Below are 16,985 nucleotides of genomic sequence, written 5' to 3'. Positions count from 1 at the left end.
TCACGCCAGTCGCAGATGGTCGATAAATGGCCGCTACTGCACCCAACGTTGGAGTATTTGCTGCAGATCCGTGCGTTTGAACGGCTTGGCCAGGTAATCGTTCATTCCCGCCGACAAACACGCTTCGCGGTCGCCCTGCAAGGCGTTGGCGGTCAGGGCGATGATCGGCAGGTCGGCGCATCCGGGCAGTTGGCGGATCTGCCGGGTGGCCTCGTAACCGTCGATCAGCGGCAGTCGGCAATCCATCAGGATCGCCTCGAAAATCAGGCTTTCGGCGCTGCGAATGGCCTGGGCGCCGTCGGTGGCGATGCTGACCGTGAAGCCCAGGCTGCGCAGCATGGCCTGGATCACGGTCTGGTTGACCGGGTTGTCTTCCACCAGCAGCACGTTGCGTCCTTCGCCATGGGCATGCCCGCTGTGCACTCGCGGCGCCAGCACCGGCAGGCTTTGCTGGTACAGCGCCAGCGGGATCTCCAGGGTGAACACCGAGCCGCGGCCTTCCTCGCTCTGCGCGCGCAGGGTGCCGCCCATGCGTTCGGCCAGGGTGCGGGCGATCGGCAGCCCCAGGCCGGTGCCGCCATAACGCCGGGAAATCGAACTGTCGGCCTGCTGGAAGGCGTTGAACATCAGTTCCAGGCTTTGCGGGCTGATGCCGATCCCGCTGTCGCGCACGCTACAGGTGAACCACAGCAGTTCATGGTCCAGGGCCTGCCATTGCGGCTCGATGGTGACGCTGCCTTGTTCGGTGAACTTCAAGGCGTTGCCGATCAGGTTCACCAGGATCTGCCGGATGCGCGTCGGGTCGCCTTTGACTTGCAGCGACTCCATGCCGGGCGGCAAGCGCAGTTGCAGGTCCAGCCCGCGCTGCGCGGCGCTGTGCTGGAAGGCCTGGGCCGAGCTGCTGATGAGTTCGGCGAGGTTGAACGGGATGTGCTCCAGCTCCAGGGCCGAGCGCTCGATGCGCGAGAAGTCGAGGATGTCGTTGATCACCTTGAGCAGGTGCTCGGTGGATTCGGAGGCCAGCGCCGCGTATTCGTGCTGCTCATCGGTCATTTCGGTGGTTTCGAGCAGTTGCAGCATGCCCAGCACGCCGTTCATGGGCGTGCGCAGTTCATGGCTCATCATCGCCAGGAAGTCCGACTTGGCGTTGTTGGCCCGCTCCGCTTCTTCGCGGGTCTGGATCAATTGCGCCATGGCCTGGTGCTGCTCGCGGCTGGCCTGCTCGAGGCCGGCGGCGAGGTTGTTGATATGCCGCGAAAGATCGCCCAGCTCGGCATCGTCGACGATCGGCAGCGGAGTCTTGAAGTCACCCTGTTGAATGGCCTTGACCGCGGTGCCCATGGCGCTGATCGGCTGCGACAGGCTGGCCGCCAGGCGGCGGGCCAGGAGGAAGGTGAACAGCAGGGCGAACAGCGCGAGGATGCCGGCCTTGAATAGGATCTCCTGCTGGCGCTGGCTGAAGGCGTCGTTGGACATGCCGACGATCACCCGCCCCAGGTAGTCCGCGTTGGGGGTAGCGCTGGCGCCCGGGTCGTCCTGGAAGAAGTCGTTGCTGAGCTGGATGCGTTGCAGGCGTACCGGGGCCTGGAACACTTCTACCTGCTGGGAACGGTTGTGGGTCTCCGAAGGCTGCTCGACGTACACCAGGATCTTGTTGCGGCTGTCCTGGACTTCGAGAAAGCGCACATGGGGCGTGGCCAGGGTGGCCTTGAGCAGGCTCTCGAGGCCTTCGCTGTTGCCCGAGATCACCCCGTACTCGGTGGCCGGCGCCAGCTGGTTGGCGATCAACTGGCCAGTGTGGTTGAGCTCCTGGCGCAGATCCTGGATCCGCACGAAGGTAAAGAAGCTGATCAGCAGCAGGGTCAGCAGCAGCGCCGGGCCGAGACAGATGATCTGGGTGCGGGTACTGATGTCCCAACGGCGACGGAAGGTCATGGGCGTTTTTCTCCTTCGGCCAGCTGGGTCGCCACCGATTGCTCGTCAATCGGTTCGACACCCAGGGAGCGTGCCACTTGCGGGTTGCTCAACACCTTGAACGGTTGCGGATACAGGGTACGCGGCCAGTGGGTCGTGGGCCGGTCCAGCAAATCGTCGAGCACCTGCAACCAGTCGTCCTGGTCGCTGTAGGTGCTGGCCAGGCTGCCAGCCTTGACGAAACCGGCATTGGGGCCAATCAGCGCCAGCTGCCGGGCATAGCTGCTCAATAACAGGTTCTTCGCGGTTTTCGGGTTGTACAGCTGTGGGTCGTCCAGCCCCAGCAGGACGTCGCTGCTTTTCAGCAGGCTTTGCAGCGGGCGACTGTCATTGGTGTCGTCCCAGCGCTCGGCGACGATTTCCAGCCCCAGGGGATGGGCGGCCTGGTGCAGTTCCTTGAGCAGGAATTCACTGTCGGCGCCGTAGAGCACGCCGATCCGCCGGGCCTGGGGGAGGATCTTGCGGATCAATTGCAATTGCCGAGCCAGCGGCGGGTCGCTCCATAACAGGCTCAGCCGGGGCGAGGCCGTTGCCCCAAGGCGCTGCTGGGCCTGGATCCGGCCGATGCGCAGTACCAGGGTGGCCGGGCCCTGGGTATCTTTCTGGCGCCACTCCAGGCTCGCCGGGTCGAGCAGGATCAGCCGGGTCCCCGCCGGCAATTGACCGGGGGCAGGCAGGTTGGCCAGGAGTTCGAAGCGCACTTCGTCCTGTGGCCTCTGTTGCGCCAGTGCCTGGGCGAAGGCCCGTACGCCGGTGCTGTCTTCGGCGCCGGTCAGCAACACCTGGGCCGCCCATGCGGGGAATGCACCCCAGAGGCAGCAGAACAGCAGCAGGCGAACCCGGAATCGGCTCAAGGCTGGCGTCATCCCTGACTGACGGTGGCTCATGCTAGAACGTCAACTCCGCACTGAAGTAGAGGACGTGTTGCGAGTCATAGTTGTTGTCGACAAAGGTGGTGGGCTCGTCGTCGAGCCGTTGCTGGAACACGCCGGCCAGCTCCAGGCTGCCCTTGCCCAGGGGGATGCGCTTGGCGACGCGGGTATCGACCCGTTCGAAGCGGTAACCGTTGAGCGCGCTGGAACCATAGTAGAAGAGCGCGCTGGACCAGCCCTGGCCCCAGTCGCGCAACCAGCCTGCCGAACCGCTGTGGCGCGCGGTCAATTGCTCGTCCAGCGGGTTGCTGGCCTTGGCGTCGACATAGGCGTACGTCAGGCGCAGCCGGTCCGCCGGGTCCAGGCGCCAGTCGAGCTGGGTTTCAGTGCCGGCGAAGCGTGAGGAGTTGCTGTTGCTGGCGATGTACTGGTTGTTGCGCAGCGGCTCGCTGATCATCCCGCTGATTTCGTCGTAGAACAGCTTCACATCGAGGTTCAGCCCGAGATCGGCGAAAAGGCCGTTGTAGCCCAGCTCCCGCGAGCGCATGCGTTCCTGGTCGAGGTTGCCCGGGCCGCGGGTCTTGACGAAATACTGGGCGCTGGGCTGGCCGTAGGCGGTCGGGCTCAGCTTGGTGACCCGGTAGCTCCAGTTGACGTTGTTCTCGAACATGTCCGGCGAGCGGATCGCTTCCGAATACACCGCCCGCAGGCCGTGGCGCGGGTTGATCAGGTAGTTGACCGCCACCCGCGGGGTCAGCGAGCTGCCGCTCAGTTGCGAGTCCTCGAACATGGCGCCGCCCTGCAGCAGCCAGTGTTCGGTGGCGCGCCATTCCAGCTGGCCGAACGCGCGCCAGGTGCTGTCGTCGAGGGTGCCGTTGAAATAGGTTTCCGAGTCGGCGCGGTCGTAGCGATAGTTCAGGCCGCTGACCAGGCGCACGCCGTCGGACAGGCTCAGGGTGTCCTGCAGTTCGAGGTCGTAGCGCGATTCACGGGCGCTCTGGTCGATATCCCCGCAGACCGTGCGCTTGGCGCCGTCCTTCCATTGCGTCAGCACCTGGTTCGCCAGGGCCTGTTCGGTCGCGGTGCCCGGAGGGGCGCCGGAGCCGGTGAAATTCTCCATGTGCCGGGCCAGCACTTCGGCGTAGTTCGGGTTGAGCTGCCAGAGGCGGGTCAGTTCCGGGCTGAACGACACTTCGGCGTCACAGGCGCGCCAGTTCTGCTGGCGGTCCCAGTGCTGGGCCGAGCCTTGTATATAAAGGCTATGGTCCGGGTTGATGTCGAGGTTCCAGCGCAGCGAGCCGGCATAGTCCTTGGCGATCACGTCGGAGTTGTAGCCGGCCGAGGTGATACCGGAGAACACCGGGCGGTAGGTATAGGGGCGCTGGTTGCTGCCTTCCTTGGCGCTGAGCTGCCAGTCGATGCTCTGCTGCTCGTTGAGCATCTGGCTGACCGACAGGCTGAAGCGGTTCAAGCGCCGGCTGTCGCGGTAGTCGGCGCCGTTGCGATCGCTGTCGAAACCGTCGTCTTCCTGCCCGGAGAGCGAAAGGCGCAGGTCGCCGCTGTCCCAGCCGGTGCCCTGGCTGGCGTACCAGTCGCTGATACCGCGCTGGCCGCGGGTGACCTTGACCCGCGTGCCGTGGCTGTTGGCGGGCGAGCGGGTAATGATGTTGATCACCGCCATCAGCGCATTGGCGCCGTAACTGACGGTATTGGGGCCGCGGAACACCTCGATGCGCTCGATGTCCTCCATGGCCACCGGAATGTCGCTCCAGTCCACGGTGGCCAGGCCCGCCCGGTACACCGAGCGCCCGTCGATCAGCACCTGCATGCGCCGCGCTTCGCTGGCATTGGTGCCGTGATAGTTCACCGCGGCCTGGTTGCCGTTGATATTGCCGACCATCATCCCCGGCACCAGGCGCAGCAGCTCGCTGATGTCGCGGGCGCCGCTGGCGTTGATCAGTTCGCTGTCGAGCACGGTCATGCTGCCGGGCACGGCCGCGGGGGACTGTTTCAGACGGGTGGCGGTGAGGATTTCCGGCAGCGGCTGGCTGTCCAGGAACAGATCGTCGGCCAACGCCGGGGTGCTGCAAAGCAGCGCCAGCAAGAGCGATGGGCGGGAGAGGGGAGGGCCAGGATACACGGCACAGCCTTGATAACGGATAATTGCCGCGCATGTTAACCGAGATGACCGGGTTTTCCAGTCGATAACCCCGACAATCCGGGGTCTAATCGGCGTTTTCCCGGCATTTGTGCCTAATTGTTCACGGGGCTGGCCGCCGCAGGGCCGCCCCGTATAATGCCGCCATCGCCACTGTATGGATTGACGGATTGCATATGACTGAACAGCGCCCTATCGCGGTCCTGGGAGGCGGAAGCTTTGGTACCGCCGTGGCCAATCTGCTGGCCGAGAACGGTCACCGGGTGCGGCAGTGGATGCGTGACCCGGAGCAGGCGGAGGCCATTCGCATTCATCGCGAAAATCCGCGTTACCTCAAAGGCATCAAGATTCATCCGGCGGTGGAGCCGGTGACCGATCTTCTGGCCACCCTGAACGACAGTGATCTGTGTTTTGTCGCCTTGCCCTCCAGCGCTCTGCGCTCGGTGCTGGCACCCCATGCGCAGCTGCTCGCCGGCAAGCTGCTGGTCAGCCTGACCAAGGGCATCGAGGCGCAGACCTTCAAGCTGATGAGCGAAATCCTCGAAGAGATCGCGCCCCAAGCGCGGATCGGCGTGCTGTCCGGGCCGAACCTGGCCCGTGAAGTGGCCGAGCACGCCTTGACCGCCACCGTGGTCGCCAGTGAAGACGAAGAACTCTGCCAGCGCGTGCAGGCGGCCCTGCATGGCCGTACCTTCCGCGTCTATGCCAGCGCCGACCGCTTCGGCGTCGAGCTGGGCGGGGCGTTGAAGAACGTCTACGCGATCATCGCCGGCATGGCCGTGGCGCTGGGCATGGGGGAAAACACCAAGAGCATGCTGATTACCCGGGCGCTGGCGGAAATGACCCGTTTCGCCGTCAGCCAGGGCGCCAACCCGATGACCTTCCTCGGCCTGGCGGGGGTTGGCGATCTGATCGTCACCTGCTCGTCGCCCAAGAGCCGCAACTATCAGGTCGGTTTCGCCCTGGGCGAAGGCCTGAGCCTGGAAGAGGCGGTGGACCGGCTCGGCGAGGTGGCCGAAGGCGTGAACACCCTCAAGGTGCTCAAGGTCAAGGCACAGGAAGTGGGCGTATATATGCCGCTGGTGGCCGGATTACATGCCATCCTGTTTGAAGGTCGCACGCTGAATCAGGTCATCGAGCTGCTGATGCGCGGCGAGCCGAAAACCGATGTCGACTTTATCTCCCCCAGTGGTTTCAACTGAGCAGGACAGGAGCGAGACATGAACGATACGAATTCCGAAGCCAAGTACGAATCCATCCTCCTGCGTGTGCTGTGGATGCTGGTGTTCGTGCTGGTCTGGCAAGTGGCGCAATTCATCCTCGGCGCGTTGGTGCTGGTGCAGTTGATCTACCGGCTGATCTACGGCTCGCCAAGTGCCAGCCTGATGAACTTCGGCGACAGCCTGAGCCAGTTCCTGGCGCAGATCGGCCGCTTCGGCAGTTTCCACACCGACCAGAAGCCTTGGCCGTTCGCCGACTGGCCGGCCCCGCGCGCCCCTGAAGGCGAAGCGCCGCACGTGGTGCCACCGGCGCCCCATCCGGTGCGCGACGAGGAGCCCAAGCTGTGAAGCTCTGGGTGTTGCGCCACGGTGAAGCCGAGCCGCATGCACGCAGCGATGCCGAGCGCAACCTGACCGAGCATGGCCGCGAGGAAGCGCTGCGCAGCGCCGCGCACCTGATCGGCCAGCCGCTCAGCGCGATCATCGCCAGCCCTTATGCGCGGGCGCAGCAGACGGCGAAGCTGGTGCGCGAAGCCCTGGGCTTCGAAGCGGATATCCGCACCGTGTCCTGGCTGACGCCGGACAACAACCCGCTGTCGGTGGTCGCCCAGCTCGATTCGGCGGACAACGTGCTGCTGGTCAGCCACCAGCCGCTGGTGGGTAACCTGATCGGCCTCCTGCAGCATGGCCATCTGCGCAATCCCCAGCCGATGCACACCGCAGGCCTGGCGGAACTCGAAGGCGACTGGCCGCTGGCCGGCCTGATGACCCTCAACAGCATCAAGAATCCCTGAACCGTAGGAGCGAGGCTTGCCCGCGAAGGAAGCGGCGCGGACTGTCTGAAGCAGCGCGTTCCTCTTATTGCGGGCAAGCCTCGCTCCCACGACGATCTGGGCTTTTCGCTACATTTCTTAACTTGCAGCGTTCCTTTGTGCGTGGAATAGTCGCCCGAGCAAGTGCTTGGTTGGCTAGCCTCACGATCAGAACAAAAACAAAGGAGCGAGTCGCATGTCTGCTGCTTTTCGTTTGCCGCTGGAAGTGTTCTACGAGCGCGAAGCTCGTCATCCCCGCCAACGTTTCCTGGTCCAGCCCCTGGGTGGTGGCCGGGTCGAAGAGCTGACCTGGGCCGACGTCGGCCACCAGGCCCGCCGCGCCGCTCACTGGCTGCGCGCCCGCGAGCTGCCGCCGGGCAGTCATGTCGCGATCATTTCCAAGAACTGCGCCCACTGGATCATCGCCGACCTGGCGATCTGGATGGCCGGTCACGTTTCCGTGCCGCTGTATCCCAACCTGACCGCCGATTCGGTGGCTCAGGTGCTGGAGCATTCCGAGTCGGCCCTGGTGTTCATCGGCAAGCTCGATGACTGGCCGGCGATGGCCCCCGGCGTGAAACCCGGGCTGCCGACCATCAGCCTGCCGATCTGCCCCGAAGGCCGCTTCGACTTCACCTGGGACCAGTTGCAGCAGTGCTCGCCGATCCAGGACGACCCCAACCCCGCCGCCGAGCAACTGGCGACCATCATTTACACCTCGGGCACCACCGGCCTGCCCAAGGGCGTGATGCACAGCTTCGGCACCCTGGGTTTTGCGGCGACCCGCGGCACCCAGCTGTTCGGCCTCGGGCCGACGGACCGGCTGTTGTCCTACCTGCCGCTGTGCCATGTGGCCGAGCGCATGTTCGTCGAGCTGGCGGCGATCTATACCGGGCAGACAGTGTTCTTCGCCGAGAGCCTGGAGACCTTTCTCACCGACCTGCAGCGGGCGCGGCCCACGGCGCTGTTCGGTGTGCCGCGGATCTGGACCAAGTTCCAGATGGGCGTGTACAGCAAGGTTCCGGCCAAGCGCCTGGACTTCCTGCTGGGTCTGCCGTTCATCGGCAAGCGGGTCGGGCACAAGGTGCTGGCCGGGCTGGGGCTGGATGCACTGCGGGTCGCCTTGTCCGGCGCCGCGCCGGTGCCGCAGACCCTGTTGGGCTGGTACCAGCGCCTGGGCCTCGACGTGCTGGAGGTGTACGGCATGACCGAAAGTTGCGGTTATTCTCACATCGGCCGCAGCGGCCAGCATGTACCCGGCTGGATCGGTCGGCCTTGCCCGGACGTCGAGGTGCGGATCGACGAGGCCGGAGAGGTCCAGGTGCGCAGTGGGGCGACCATGCTCGGCTACTTCAAGGACCCACAGAAGACCGCGGAAACCGTCACCGCGGATGGTTTCCTGCGCACCGGCGACAAGGGCGAGCAGGACGCCGATGGCAATCTGCGCCTGACCGGGCGGCTCAAGGAAATCTTCAAGACCAGCAAGGGCAAGTACGTGGCCCCGGCGCCGATCGAGAACCGGCTGGCGGTGCATTCGCGGATCGAGCAGGTGTGTGTGGTCGGCGATGGCCTGAGTGCGCCGCTGGGCCTGTGCGTGTTGTCCGCGGCCGGTTTGCAGGACGCCGCCGGCGGTGCCCGTGGCGGCCTGCATGCGAGCCTGGAAAACCTGCTCGATGAGGTCAACGGCGCGCTCGATAAACATGAACGCTTGCACCGCCTGGTGGTGGTGAAGGACAGTTGGGCGGTGGAAAACGGCTTTCTGACCCCGACCCTGAAGATCAAGCGCAATGTCATCGAAGCCACCTACGGCGAGCGCTTCAAAGAGTGGAGTGAGCGCTCCGAAGCGGTGCTGTGGCAGGATTGAGCGCGGTTAACCCCCCTAAAGGATGCAGTGATGAGCCTATGGCGTACCACCCCGAACATCGAGCAACTGAACGCGATCCAGAAAAACACCATCGGTGAGGTGCTGGACATCCGCTTCGAGTCCTTCGACGACGAATCCCTGACCGCTAGCATGGTGATCGACCATCGCACCCACCAACCCTATGGCCTGCTGCACGGCGGCGCCTCGGTGGTGCTGGCGGAAACGGTCGGCTCCATGGCCAGCTACCTGTGCATCGACGCCAGCAAGTTCTACTGCGTGGGCCTGGAGATCAACGCCAACCATCTGCGCGGCCTGCGTTCCGGCCGGGTGACGGCGGTGGCCAGGGCGATTCATATCGGGCGTACCACCCATGTCTGGGATATTCGCCTCTGCAGCGACGAAGGCAAGGCCAGTTGCGTATCGCGCCTGACCATGGCCGTGGTGCCGCTGGGGCAGACGCCGCCGGCGCGTTGAGCGGTACCCATAGGCTGAAGCGGAGTGTCATCATTCTTGACCGTTACTGTCATTGCCGTCGGGCAATGGCGTGCGGACAATCAGCCATCGTTTTTTGTTCATGAGTTAGCCGGTATGTCGCAACAGGTGTTTTTCGCTCACGCCAACGGGTTTCCCTCGGGGACCTACGGCAAGTTGTTCGCCGCCCTGGCGCCCGAGTATCAAGTGGCGCACTTGCAGCAGCACGCCCACGATCCGCGCTTTCCGGCGGATGACAACTGGCTCAACCTGGTGGACGAACTGATCCACCATCTGCAACAGCAGGCCGAACCGGTGTGGGGCGTCGGCCATTCCTTCGGCGGCGTCCTGCACCTGCACGCGGCGCTGCGTTGCCCGGAGCTGTATCGCGGGGTGGTGATGCTCGACTCGCCGGTGCTGACCCGTGCCGATCAATGGGTGATTCGCGCCGCCAAGCGTTTCGGTTTTATCGACCGCCTGACCCCCGCCGGCCGGACCCTGGGCCGGCGCGAGGAGTTCAGCGACCTGGAGTCGGCGCGCAAGTACTTTGCCGGCAAGACCCTGTTCCGCGGCTTCGACCCCGAGTGTTTCGACGCCTACCTGCAACACGGCCTGCATCAGGTCGACGGCCGTTTGCGGCTGCGCTTCGACCCGGCCACCGAGATCAGCATCTATCGTGGCGTACCGCACACCAGCCCGGGCCGCCCCCGGCAGTTGAAGGTGCCGCTGGCGGTGGTGCGCGGGCGTCAGAGCCGGGTGGTGATGAAGCATCACGCCAGCAGTGTCGGGCGCATGCCCCATGGCGAATCCCTGAGCATGCCGGGCGGGCACATGTTCCCGCTGGAGCGCCCGCAGGACACCGCGGCCCTGCTGAAAAAACTCTTCAGCCGCTGGGAAACCCGCGCCGAACGGAGCTGCGCATGAGCGCCGCGGTGGAAGAAGTCCGCCTGAGCCTGCCGCATATCGAGCTGGCGGCGCACCTGTTCGGCCCCGAGGACGGTTTGCCGGTCATTGCCTTGCACGGCTGGCTGGACAACGCCAACAGCTTCGCGCGGCTGGCGCCCCGGCTGCGCGGCTTGCGCATCGTCGCCCTGGACATGGCCGGGCATGGCCATTCCGGGCACCGCCCCCTGGGTGCCAGCTATGCGCTCTGGGATTATGTGTATGACGTGTTGCAGGTCGCCGAGCAGTTGGGCTGGAAACGTTTTGGCCTGCTCGGGCATTCCCTGGGCGCGATCGTCTCGCTGGTGCTGGCCGGCTCGTTGCCCGAGCGGGTAAGCCACCTGGCGTTGATCGACGGGGTGATTCCGCCGACCGCCACCGGTGAGAATGCCGCCGAGCGCATGGGCATGGCCCTGCAGGCCCAGCTGGACCTGCGGGAAAAGCGCAAGCCGGTCTACGCCACCCTGGACCGCGCCATCGAAGTGCGGATGAAGGGCATGGTCGCGGTCAGCCGCGAAGCCGCCGAACTGCTCGCGCAACGTGGCCTGATGCCGGTTCCGGGGGGCTACACCTGGCGCAGCGACAGCCGCCTGACCCTGGCTTCGCCGCTGCGCCTGACCCAGGAGCAGGCCATGACCTTCGTCCAGCGCCTGTCCTGTCCGACCCATCTGGTGGTGGCGGCCGACGGCATGCTGGCCAAGCACCCGGAGTTGCTGGAGCGGCTACCCTTTAGCCGGGAACAGCTGCCTGGTGGCCATCACCTGCACTTGAACGACGAAGCCGGCGCGAGCCTTGTTGCAGACTGTTTCAATAGGTTTTTCGCCGTTTCTTGACTTGCAGCGGGCAACTGTCGAGGCTGGGCGGGTTGAAATGGGAGACAACCATGATAGATCTCTACACCGCTGCGACCCCGAATGGCCACAAGGTCTCTATCGTGCTCGAGGAACTCGGCCTGCCTTATACGGTGCATGCCCTGAGTTTCGACAAGAAGGAACAAAAGGCTCCAGGCTTTCTCAAGATCAATCCCAATGGCCGGATTCCGGCGATTGTCGACCGCGCCAACGGCGATTTCGCCGTGTTCGAATCCGGCGCGATTCTCCTCTATCTGGCTGAACTCAGTGGGCAGTTGCTGCCCAGCGATCCCAAGGGCCGCTCCCGGGTGATCCAGTGGCTGATGTTCCAGATGGGCGGCATCGGCCCGATGCAGGGCCAGGCCAATGTGTTCTTCCGCTACTTTCCGGAAAAGCTCCAGGGCGCCATCGATCGTTACCAGCATGAAACCCGGCGCCTGTACGAGGTGCTCGACACCCGCTTGCAGGAGGTCGAATTCCTCGCCGGCGACTACAGCATTGCCGATATCGCCACCTTTCCCTGGGTACGCGGCCATGAATGGTCCGGGGTTCCGGTGGAGGGGCTGACGGCCCTGCAACGCTGGATGGCGACCCTTGAGGCGCGACCGGCGGTGCAGCGCGGGCTGCTGGTTCCGCAGCGCACGGATGACGCCAGTGTCATCAAGGGTGCCCAGGCCATGCTGATCCGATGAGAGCATCCATGCGTTTATTCAGTGTCCTGCTGCTGTCCTGTGCCAGCCCCTTGCTCCTCGCCGCCGACTTGCCCGGCAGCCATGACTTGCCGATCGTGCCGCGCATGCCTGACGCGCAGATCGTCGACTACCGCCCGGCGGCCGAGATGGAGCGGATCTATCCCATGGGCTCGATCCGCAAGATCAGCGGCCAGCTGCGTTTCGATGGCCAGGTCGGCGCGCGCGGCACCGCGACGTCGGTGACCTACGAGCTGCCGCCGGAGCATTCCTCGACCGCGGCCTTTACCGCTGCCCGCGAAGCCTTGCAGAAGCAGGGCGCCGAACTGTTGTTCTGGTGCCAGGCCCGGGATTGCGGGGAAAGCAGCCTGTGGGCCAACGAGGTGTTCGGCAACGCCAAGCTGTACGGCGCCGATGTCCAGCAGGCCTACCTGCTGTTGCGCCTGGCCGCGCCCAACGACAACTCGCTGGTGGCCCTGTACAGCATTACCCGTGGCAATCGCCGGGCGTACCTGCATGTCGAGCAGTTCGACGCCAGTACTCCCCTGGGCGAGTTGTTGCCGACCTCGGCTACCCTGTTGCGCCAGCTCAAGGACACCGGCGAACTGGACCTGCCCAAGCTCGGCGGCGAACCCCAGCCCACCTGGCTGACCTTGCTGTCACGCGGGTTGAACCTCGATGCCACCTTGCGGGTCAGTGTTTCCGGGCCGAATGCCGAGGCCTGGCGCCAGGCCCTGATCGGCCAGGGCGTGCGGGCGGCCCGCATGGAAACCGGCGGCAGCGAGGCTCCAGGCCTGCGCCTTGAGCTGCTGCGCTGAACTGCTGCATTGAACGGGCGCAGGCGAACGGGCGATCCGCCTTTCGCCTACGCTTGGTGAGTTGACCTTTCTCGAGATCCTACATGCTCAATAATGATCGCCTGTTGGTGCAGATCCTGCTTCTGGTGCTGTTCGGCGCCAGCTTCTGGGTCATGGCGCCGTTCTGGTCCGCGTTGTTCTGGGGGGCGGTCCTGGCGTTTGCCAGCTGGCCGCTGATGCGCCTGCTGACCCGCTGGCTCAATGGCCGCGAGTCCCTGGCCGCGGCCGTGCTGACCCTGGGCTGGATGCTGCTGGTGGCGGCGCCGCTGGTCTGGCTCGGTTTCAACCTGGCCGACCATGTGCGCGATGCCACCGCCTTTATCAAGGATGTGCAGGTCGACGGCCTGCCCGAAGCGCCGAGCTGGCTGGCCGGCGTGCCCTTCGTCGGTGAACGCCTGGTGGGGCTGTGGGACAGCATCGACCAGCAGGGCGCGGCGATGATGCTGGCGATCAAGCCTTACCTGGGGCAGGTCGGCAATTGGCTTCTGGCCCGCAGCGCGCAGATCGGTGGCGGGATCCTCGAACTGACCCTGAGCATCGTCTTCGTGTTTTTCTTCTATCGCGACGGCCCGCGCCTGGCGGCGTTCGTCCATGGGCTGCTGGAGCGCCTGATCGGCGACCGCGCCGGCTACTACATCGAGCTGGTGGCCGGTACGGTGCAGCGGGTGGTCAACGGGGTGATCGGCACCGCGGCGGCCCAGGCGATCCTGGCCCTGATCGGCTTCCTGATCGCCGGCGTGCCGGGCGCGCTGGTACTGGGGATTGTCACCTTCCTGCTCAGCCTGATTCCCATGGGCCCGCCGCTGGTGTGGATTCCAGCCACCGCCTGGCTGGCCTGGAAAGGCGAATACGGGATGGCGGTGTTCCTCGGTATCTGGGGCACCTTCATCATCAGTGGCGTCGACAACGTGCTCAAACCCTACCTGATCAGCCGGGGCGGCAACCTGCCGCTGGTGATCGTGCTGCTCGGGGTCTTCGGCGGGCTGATCGCCTTCGGCTTCATCGGCCTGTTCATCGGCCCGACCCTGCTGGCCGTGGCCTACAGCCTGTTGACCGACTGGAGCGCCAGCCAGGCGCGGGTCGAAGACAAGCGCTGATCCATGCAGAACGCGGGTATTCGTGCCCGCTCCTGTAGCCGCTGCCGAGCCTGCGAGACTGCGATCGACCGCGAAGCGCCGTAAAACCAGGCCATGCATTCTTCCAGGCAGAAACCTGATGCTCACAAACGCAGCATGGGTAGTCTGCCGGAGCTAAGGTGTTGACTGGTTTACGACCGCTACGTCGGAGTGCCGCCCAAGCCGATCGCAGCCTCGCGCTGCTCGGCAGCGGCTACGGTGACGGCGGCGCTCAGGCGGCGAGGTGTCGTGGGTATGTGAGCGTTGTACCGGTCGGTACACACCGGCGGTTCAGGCGCGGGGCAGGCGCACCACGGTGGTCAGGCCACCGCCTGGGGTTTCTTCCAGGTGCAGTTGCCCGCCCAGGCGTTCGGCGGCCTCGCGGGCGATGGTCATGCCCAGGCCGACGCCGCCGGAGTTGCGGTTGCGCGAGCCTTCCAGCCGATAGAAGGGTTCGAACACCGCTTCGCGCTGGTCTTCGGCGATGCCCGGGCCATGGTCGATGACCCGGATCAGCACCTGCTCGCGGCTGTCCTGCAGGCTGATGCGGGCATGCCCGGCATAGCGCAGGGCGTTGTCCAGCAGGTTGTTCAGGCAGGAACGCAGGGCCATCGGCTGCACTTGCAGGGGCGCGCAATGGCCGCTGGTCTGCACGTCGGCGCCCTGGTCCTGGGCGTTTTCACAGAGCGATTCCACCAGCGCCTGCACATCCATCCACTGCACAGCTTCACTGGTGCGCTGTTCGTGCAGGTAGCTCAGGGTCGCGTCGAGCATGCTGATCATGTCGTCGAGGTCCTGGCGCATCTGGCCCTGCAGCCTGTGGTCTTCGATCTGTTCCAGCCGCAGCTTGAGGCGCGACAGGGGCGTGCGCAGGTCATGGGAAACCGCGCCGAGCATGCGCCCGCGCTGCTTGACCTGCTCCTGGATGCGCCGTTGCATCAGGTTGAAGGTGTGGGCCGCCTGCCGCGCTTCCCGCGGGCCGGACTCGTCCAGCGGCGGGCTGTCGAGGTCTTCGCTGAGGCGCTCGGCGGCGTCGCTCAGGCGCTGGATCGGTCGGGTCAGCAGCTTGGCACCGTACCAGGCGGCGATGATCAGCGAGATGAACTGGAAGGTCAGCGGTACGATCGGCCCGCCGAACCAGGGCCGCGGCGGCCGCGGTTCGAAGCGCCCGTTGCCGGGTTGTGGCTGGCCGCTGAATTCGCTGGCCGACGGACGCGGATGCGGAGGCGGGCCGTAGAGGCGGAACCAGAAGAGGGCGAGCAGGTGGGCGAGCACGATCGCGATCAGCAATACCCCGAACAGGCGGCCGAACAGCGTATCGAAGCGCCCGCGCATCAGCCGATGTCTCGGGCGTCGAACAGGTAGCCTTCGCCGCGTACGGTCTTGATCAACTGCGGCGATTTCGGGTCGTCGCCGAGCTTCTGCCGCAGGCGCGAGACCAGCAGGTCGATGCTGCGATCGAAGGCTTCGATGGAGCGGCCACGGGCGGCGTCCAACAGCTGTTCGCGGCTCAGCACCCGGCGCGGGCGTTCGATGAACACCCAGAGCAGGCGGAACTCGGCGTTGGACAGCGGTACGACAAGACCGTCGGCGGAGATCAGCTGGCGCAGCACGCTGTTCAGGCGCCAGTTGTCGAAGCGGATATTGGCCCGCTGTTCGGTGCGGTCGTCGCGGATCCGGCGCAGGATGGTCTGGATCCGCGCCACCAGTTCCCGGGGCTCGAAGGGCTTGGCCATATAGTCGTCGGCCCCCAGCTCCAGGCCGATGATCCGGTCGGTGGGTTCGCAACGGGCGGTGAGCATCAGGATCGGGATGTCCGATTCGTTGCGCAGCCAGCGGCACAGGGACAGGCCATCCTCGCCGGGCAGCATCAGGTCGAGCACCACCACGTCGAAGTGTTCCGCCTGCAAGGCCTGGCGCATCGCCGCTCCATCGCTCACGCCGGTGGCGTGGATGTTGAAACGGGCCAGGTAGTCGATCAGCAGTTCGCGGATCGGTATGTCGTCGTCGACGATCAGCGCCCGGGTGTTCCAGCGCTTGTCGTCACCCGTGCCAGGTGCTTTCTGATCGTCATTGAGGGGAGCTGGAGTGTTATGCATGCGTGCGATCATCTGCCAGGTAGGCTGCCTGCCACAAAGAGGGGCGGCGAGGTGGTGGCTTCAGCATAGGCGTCCGGCCCTGGGGCTGGAAGTGCTGTTCGGGAGTGTTGCGGCTGGCGAGGGTAGCCGGGCTGGTTGTTGCCGGCGTGTCGGGAGTGTATCGGGCTCGACACAATTGCCGCCAGGCGCGGGCATTTGCACGGTTTTGTCGCTACGCAAGCTGCCGTTGGCGATGAATTACCGATCATCGGGTCCCGGAGCGCCGTCGCTTGCGCTACAATCCGCGCCGATTTCGACTTGCCTGAGAGCCCCCTTCATGTCCGCTTGCCAGACTCCTATCATCGTCGCCCTGGACTTTCCCACCCGTGACGCCGCACTGAAACTGGCTGATCAGCTGGACCCCAAGCTGTGCCGGGTCAAAGTCGGCAAGGAACTGTTCACCAGTTGCGCCTCGGAAATCGTCGGCACTCTGCGCGACAAGGGTTTTGAAGTCTTCCTCGACCTGAAATTCCATGACATCCCCAACACCACCGCGATGGCCGTCAAGGCTGCTGCGGAGATGGGCGTGTGGATGGTCAATGTGCACTGCTCCGGCGGCTTGCGCATGATGGCGGCCTGCCGCGAAGTGCTCGACCAGCGCAGCGGCCCGAAACCGCTGCTGATCGGCGTGACCGTGCTGACCAGCATGGAGCGAGAAGACCTGGCTGGCATCGGCCTGGATATCGAACCGCAGGAGCAGGTGTTGCGCCTCGCCGCCCTGGCGGAAAAGGCCGGCATGGACGGTCTGGTCTGTTCGGCCCTGGAAGCCCAGGCGCTGAAGGCCGCGCACCCGTCGCTGCAACTGGTGACCCCGGGGATTCGTCCGGCGGGCAGCGCCCAGGACGACCAGCGACGCATCCTTACTCCGCGCCAGGCGTTGGATGCCGGCTCCGATTACCTGGTGATCGGCCGTCCGATCAGCCAGGCGGCGGACCCGGCCAAGGCCCTGGCGGCCGTGGTGGCCGAGCTGGCGTAAGCGCGCTTCGCGCTATCGCGAGCAAGCTCGCTCCTACAGGGGACGC

The 16,985-nt window shown here is 65.3% G+C and carries 16 protein-coding genes; 11 read left to right on the top strand and 5 right to left on the bottom strand.

Annotation, left to right across the window (positions count from 1 at the left end; translation table 11 throughout):
* Window positions 1–33: 33 nt before the first annotated feature.
* Genes PVZ78_RS00980 through PVZ78_RS00970 form a run of 3 tightly spaced genes read right to left on the bottom strand, consistent with a single transcriptional unit; the run spans window position 34 to window position 4,986 of the window.
* A complete protein-coding gene (locus PVZ78_RS00980; RefSeq protein WP_273828121.1) occupies window positions 34–1,935 on the bottom strand; it encodes an ATP-binding protein in 1,902 nt (633 codons plus the stop codon).
* The gene (locus PVZ78_RS00975; protein WP_174248194.1) at window positions 1,932–2,861 is read right to left on the bottom strand and encodes an ABC transporter substrate-binding protein; all 930 of its coding nucleotides are present in this window, start codon (window positions 2,859–2,861) and stop codon (window positions 1,932–1,934) included. Before PVZ78_RS00975 ends, PVZ78_RS00980 begins: the two co-directional genes overlap by 4 nt.
* A 1-nt stretch (window position 2,862) precedes the next feature.
* On the bottom strand, window positions 2,863–4,986 hold the full coding sequence (locus PVZ78_RS00970) for a TonB-dependent receptor plug domain-containing protein (RefSeq protein ID WP_273828120.1): 2,124 nt from the start codon (window positions 4,984–4,986) through the stop codon (window positions 2,863–2,865).
* A 194-nt stretch (window positions 4,987–5,180) separates the two neighbouring features.
* On the opposite strand from PVZ78_RS00970, the gene PVZ78_RS00965 reads away from it, so the two are divergent.
* From PVZ78_RS00965 to PVZ78_RS00920, 10 genes are all read left to right on the top strand, one after another.
* Window positions 5,181–6,206: an NAD(P)H-dependent glycerol-3-phosphate dehydrogenase gene (locus PVZ78_RS00965; protein WP_009042808.1), complete on the top strand. Its 1,026-nt coding sequence runs from the start codon at window positions 5,181–5,183 to the stop codon at window positions 6,204–6,206.
* Window positions 6,207–6,224: 18 nt separating this feature from the next.
* Window positions 6,225–6,572 (top strand): DUF4389 domain-containing protein, encoded by a 348-nt coding sequence (locus PVZ78_RS00960; RefSeq protein WP_007931570.1) that lies wholly within the window; start codon window positions 6,225–6,227, stop codon window positions 6,570–6,572.
* Window positions 6,569–7,018 carry a phosphohistidine phosphatase SixA gene (sixA, locus tag PVZ78_RS00955; RefSeq protein ID WP_009047787.1) on the top strand — a complete coding sequence of 150 codons (450 nt, stop codon included), beginning with the start codon at window positions 6,569–6,571 and terminating at the stop codon, window positions 7,016–7,018. The genes PVZ78_RS00960 and sixA overlap by 4 nt, the downstream gene beginning before the upstream one ends.
* 214 nt (window positions 7,019–7,232) lie before the next feature.
* On the top strand, window positions 7,233–8,900 hold the full coding sequence (locus PVZ78_RS00950) for an AMP-binding protein (protein WP_028681898.1): 1,668 nt from the start codon (window positions 7,233–7,235) through the stop codon (window positions 8,898–8,900).
* Window positions 8,901–8,930: 30 nt separating this feature from the next.
* Window positions 8,931–9,374, top strand: coding sequence for a hotdog fold thioesterase (locus tag PVZ78_RS00945; protein WP_007931583.1), 444 nt, complete (start codon window positions 8,931–8,933; stop codon window positions 9,372–9,374).
* A 114-nt stretch (window positions 9,375–9,488) separates the two neighbouring features.
* Window positions 9,489–10,295, top strand: a complete 807-nt coding sequence (locus tag PVZ78_RS00940; protein WP_009047789.1) for an alpha/beta fold hydrolase — start codon at window positions 9,489–9,491, stop codon at window positions 10,293–10,295.
* Entirely contained in the window at window positions 10,292–11,146 is an 855-nt protein-coding gene (locus tag PVZ78_RS00935) for an alpha/beta hydrolase (protein WP_009047790.1), read from the top strand. Before PVZ78_RS00940 ends, PVZ78_RS00935 begins: the two co-directional genes overlap by 4 nt.
* Before the next feature lie 50 nt (window positions 11,147–11,196).
* Window positions 11,197–11,856 carry a glutathione S-transferase family protein gene (locus PVZ78_RS00930; protein WP_023968388.1) on the top strand — a complete coding sequence of 220 codons (660 nt, stop codon included), beginning with the start codon at window positions 11,197–11,199 and terminating at the stop codon, window positions 11,854–11,856.
* A gap of 8 nt (window positions 11,857–11,864) precedes the next feature.
* A complete protein-coding gene (locus PVZ78_RS00925; protein WP_038631081.1) occupies window positions 11,865–12,671 on the top strand; it encodes a DUF4892 domain-containing protein in 807 nt (268 codons plus the stop codon).
* An 83-nt stretch (window positions 12,672–12,754) separates the two neighbouring features.
* Window positions 12,755–13,807 (top strand): AI-2E family transporter, encoded by a 1,053-nt coding sequence (locus PVZ78_RS00920; protein ID WP_009047793.1) that lies wholly within the window; start codon window positions 12,755–12,757, stop codon window positions 13,805–13,807.
* 309 nt (window positions 13,808–14,116) lie between these two features.
* On the opposite strand, the gene PVZ78_RS00915 is transcribed toward PVZ78_RS00920, so the two are convergent.
* Both PVZ78_RS00915 and PVZ78_RS00910 read right to left on the bottom strand, forming a co-directional pair.
* Window positions 14,117–15,160 (bottom strand): sensor histidine kinase, encoded by a 1,044-nt coding sequence (locus tag PVZ78_RS00915; protein WP_016702192.1) that lies wholly within the window; start codon window positions 15,158–15,160, stop codon window positions 14,117–14,119.
* Window positions 15,160–15,924 carry a response regulator gene (locus PVZ78_RS00910; RefSeq protein ID WP_273828119.1) on the bottom strand — a complete coding sequence of 255 codons (765 nt, stop codon included), beginning with the start codon at window positions 15,922–15,924 and terminating at the stop codon, window positions 15,160–15,162. Before PVZ78_RS00910 ends, PVZ78_RS00915 begins: the two co-directional genes overlap by 1 nt.
* Before the next feature lie 316 nt (window positions 15,925–16,240).
* Between PVZ78_RS00910 and pyrF the strand changes: the two genes are divergently transcribed.
* Window positions 16,241–16,939, top strand: a complete 699-nt coding sequence (gene pyrF / locus PVZ78_RS00905) for an orotidine-5'-phosphate decarboxylase (protein WP_007931610.1) — start codon at window positions 16,241–16,243, stop codon at window positions 16,937–16,939.
* The last annotated feature ends 46 nt before the right edge of the window (window positions 16,940–16,985 follow it).

The organism is Pseudomonas sp. SBT1-2, from assembly GCF_028640875.1.
GTDB classification, from domain to species: Bacteria; Pseudomonadota; Gammaproteobacteria; order Pseudomonadales; family Pseudomonadaceae; genus Aquipseudomonas; species Aquipseudomonas chlororaphis_I.
Note: the sequence above shows the minus strand (reverse complement) of the source record. Positions and strands in the feature narration are given on the sequence as shown.

What these genes read in the sequence shown, in the direction of transcription:
- PVZ78_RS00980 (WP_273828121.1), bottom strand. Translation starts at nt 1,935, where the DNA reads ATGACCTTCCGTCGCCGTTGGGACATCAGTACCCGCACCCAGATCATC.
- PVZ78_RS00975 (WP_174248194.1), bottom strand. Translation starts at nt 2,861, where the DNA reads ATGAGCCACCGTCAGTCAGGGATGACGCCAGCCTTGAGCCGATTCCGG.
- PVZ78_RS00965 (WP_009042808.1), top strand. Translation starts at nt 5,181, where the DNA reads ATGACTGAACAGCGCCCTATCGCGGTCCTGGGAGGCGGAAGCTTTGGT.
- PVZ78_RS00960 (WP_007931570.1), top strand. Translation starts at nt 6,225, where the DNA reads ATGAACGATACGAATTCCGAAGCCAAGTACGAATCCATCCTCCTGCGT.
- PVZ78_RS00950 (WP_028681898.1), top strand. Translation starts at nt 7,233, where the DNA reads ATGTCTGCTGCTTTTCGTTTGCCGCTGGAAGTGTTCTACGAGCGCGAA.
- PVZ78_RS00945 (WP_007931583.1), top strand. Translation starts at nt 8,931, where the DNA reads ATGAGCCTATGGCGTACCACCCCGAACATCGAGCAACTGAACGCGATC.
- PVZ78_RS00940 (WP_009047789.1), top strand. Translation starts at nt 9,489, where the DNA reads ATGTCGCAACAGGTGTTTTTCGCTCACGCCAACGGGTTTCCCTCGGGG.
- PVZ78_RS00935 (WP_009047790.1), top strand. Translation starts at nt 10,292, where the DNA reads ATGAGCGCCGCGGTGGAAGAAGTCCGCCTGAGCCTGCCGCATATCGAG.
- PVZ78_RS00930 (WP_023968388.1), top strand. Translation starts at nt 11,197, where the DNA reads ATGATAGATCTCTACACCGCTGCGACCCCGAATGGCCACAAGGTCTCT.
- PVZ78_RS00925 (WP_038631081.1), top strand. Translation starts at nt 11,865, where the DNA reads ATGCGTTTATTCAGTGTCCTGCTGCTGTCCTGTGCCAGCCCCTTGCTC.
- PVZ78_RS00920 (WP_009047793.1), top strand. Translation starts at nt 12,755, where the DNA reads ATGCTCAATAATGATCGCCTGTTGGTGCAGATCCTGCTTCTGGTGCTG.
- PVZ78_RS00915 (WP_016702192.1), bottom strand. Translation starts at nt 15,160, where the DNA reads ATGCGCGGGCGCTTCGATACGCTGTTCGGCCGCCTGTTCGGGGTATTG.
- PVZ78_RS00910 (WP_273828119.1), bottom strand. Translation starts at nt 15,924, where the DNA reads ATGCATAACACTCCAGCTCCCCTCAATGACGATCAGAAAGCACCTGGC.
- pyrF (WP_007931610.1), top strand. Translation starts at nt 16,241, where the DNA reads ATGTCCGCTTGCCAGACTCCTATCATCGTCGCCCTGGACTTTCCCACC.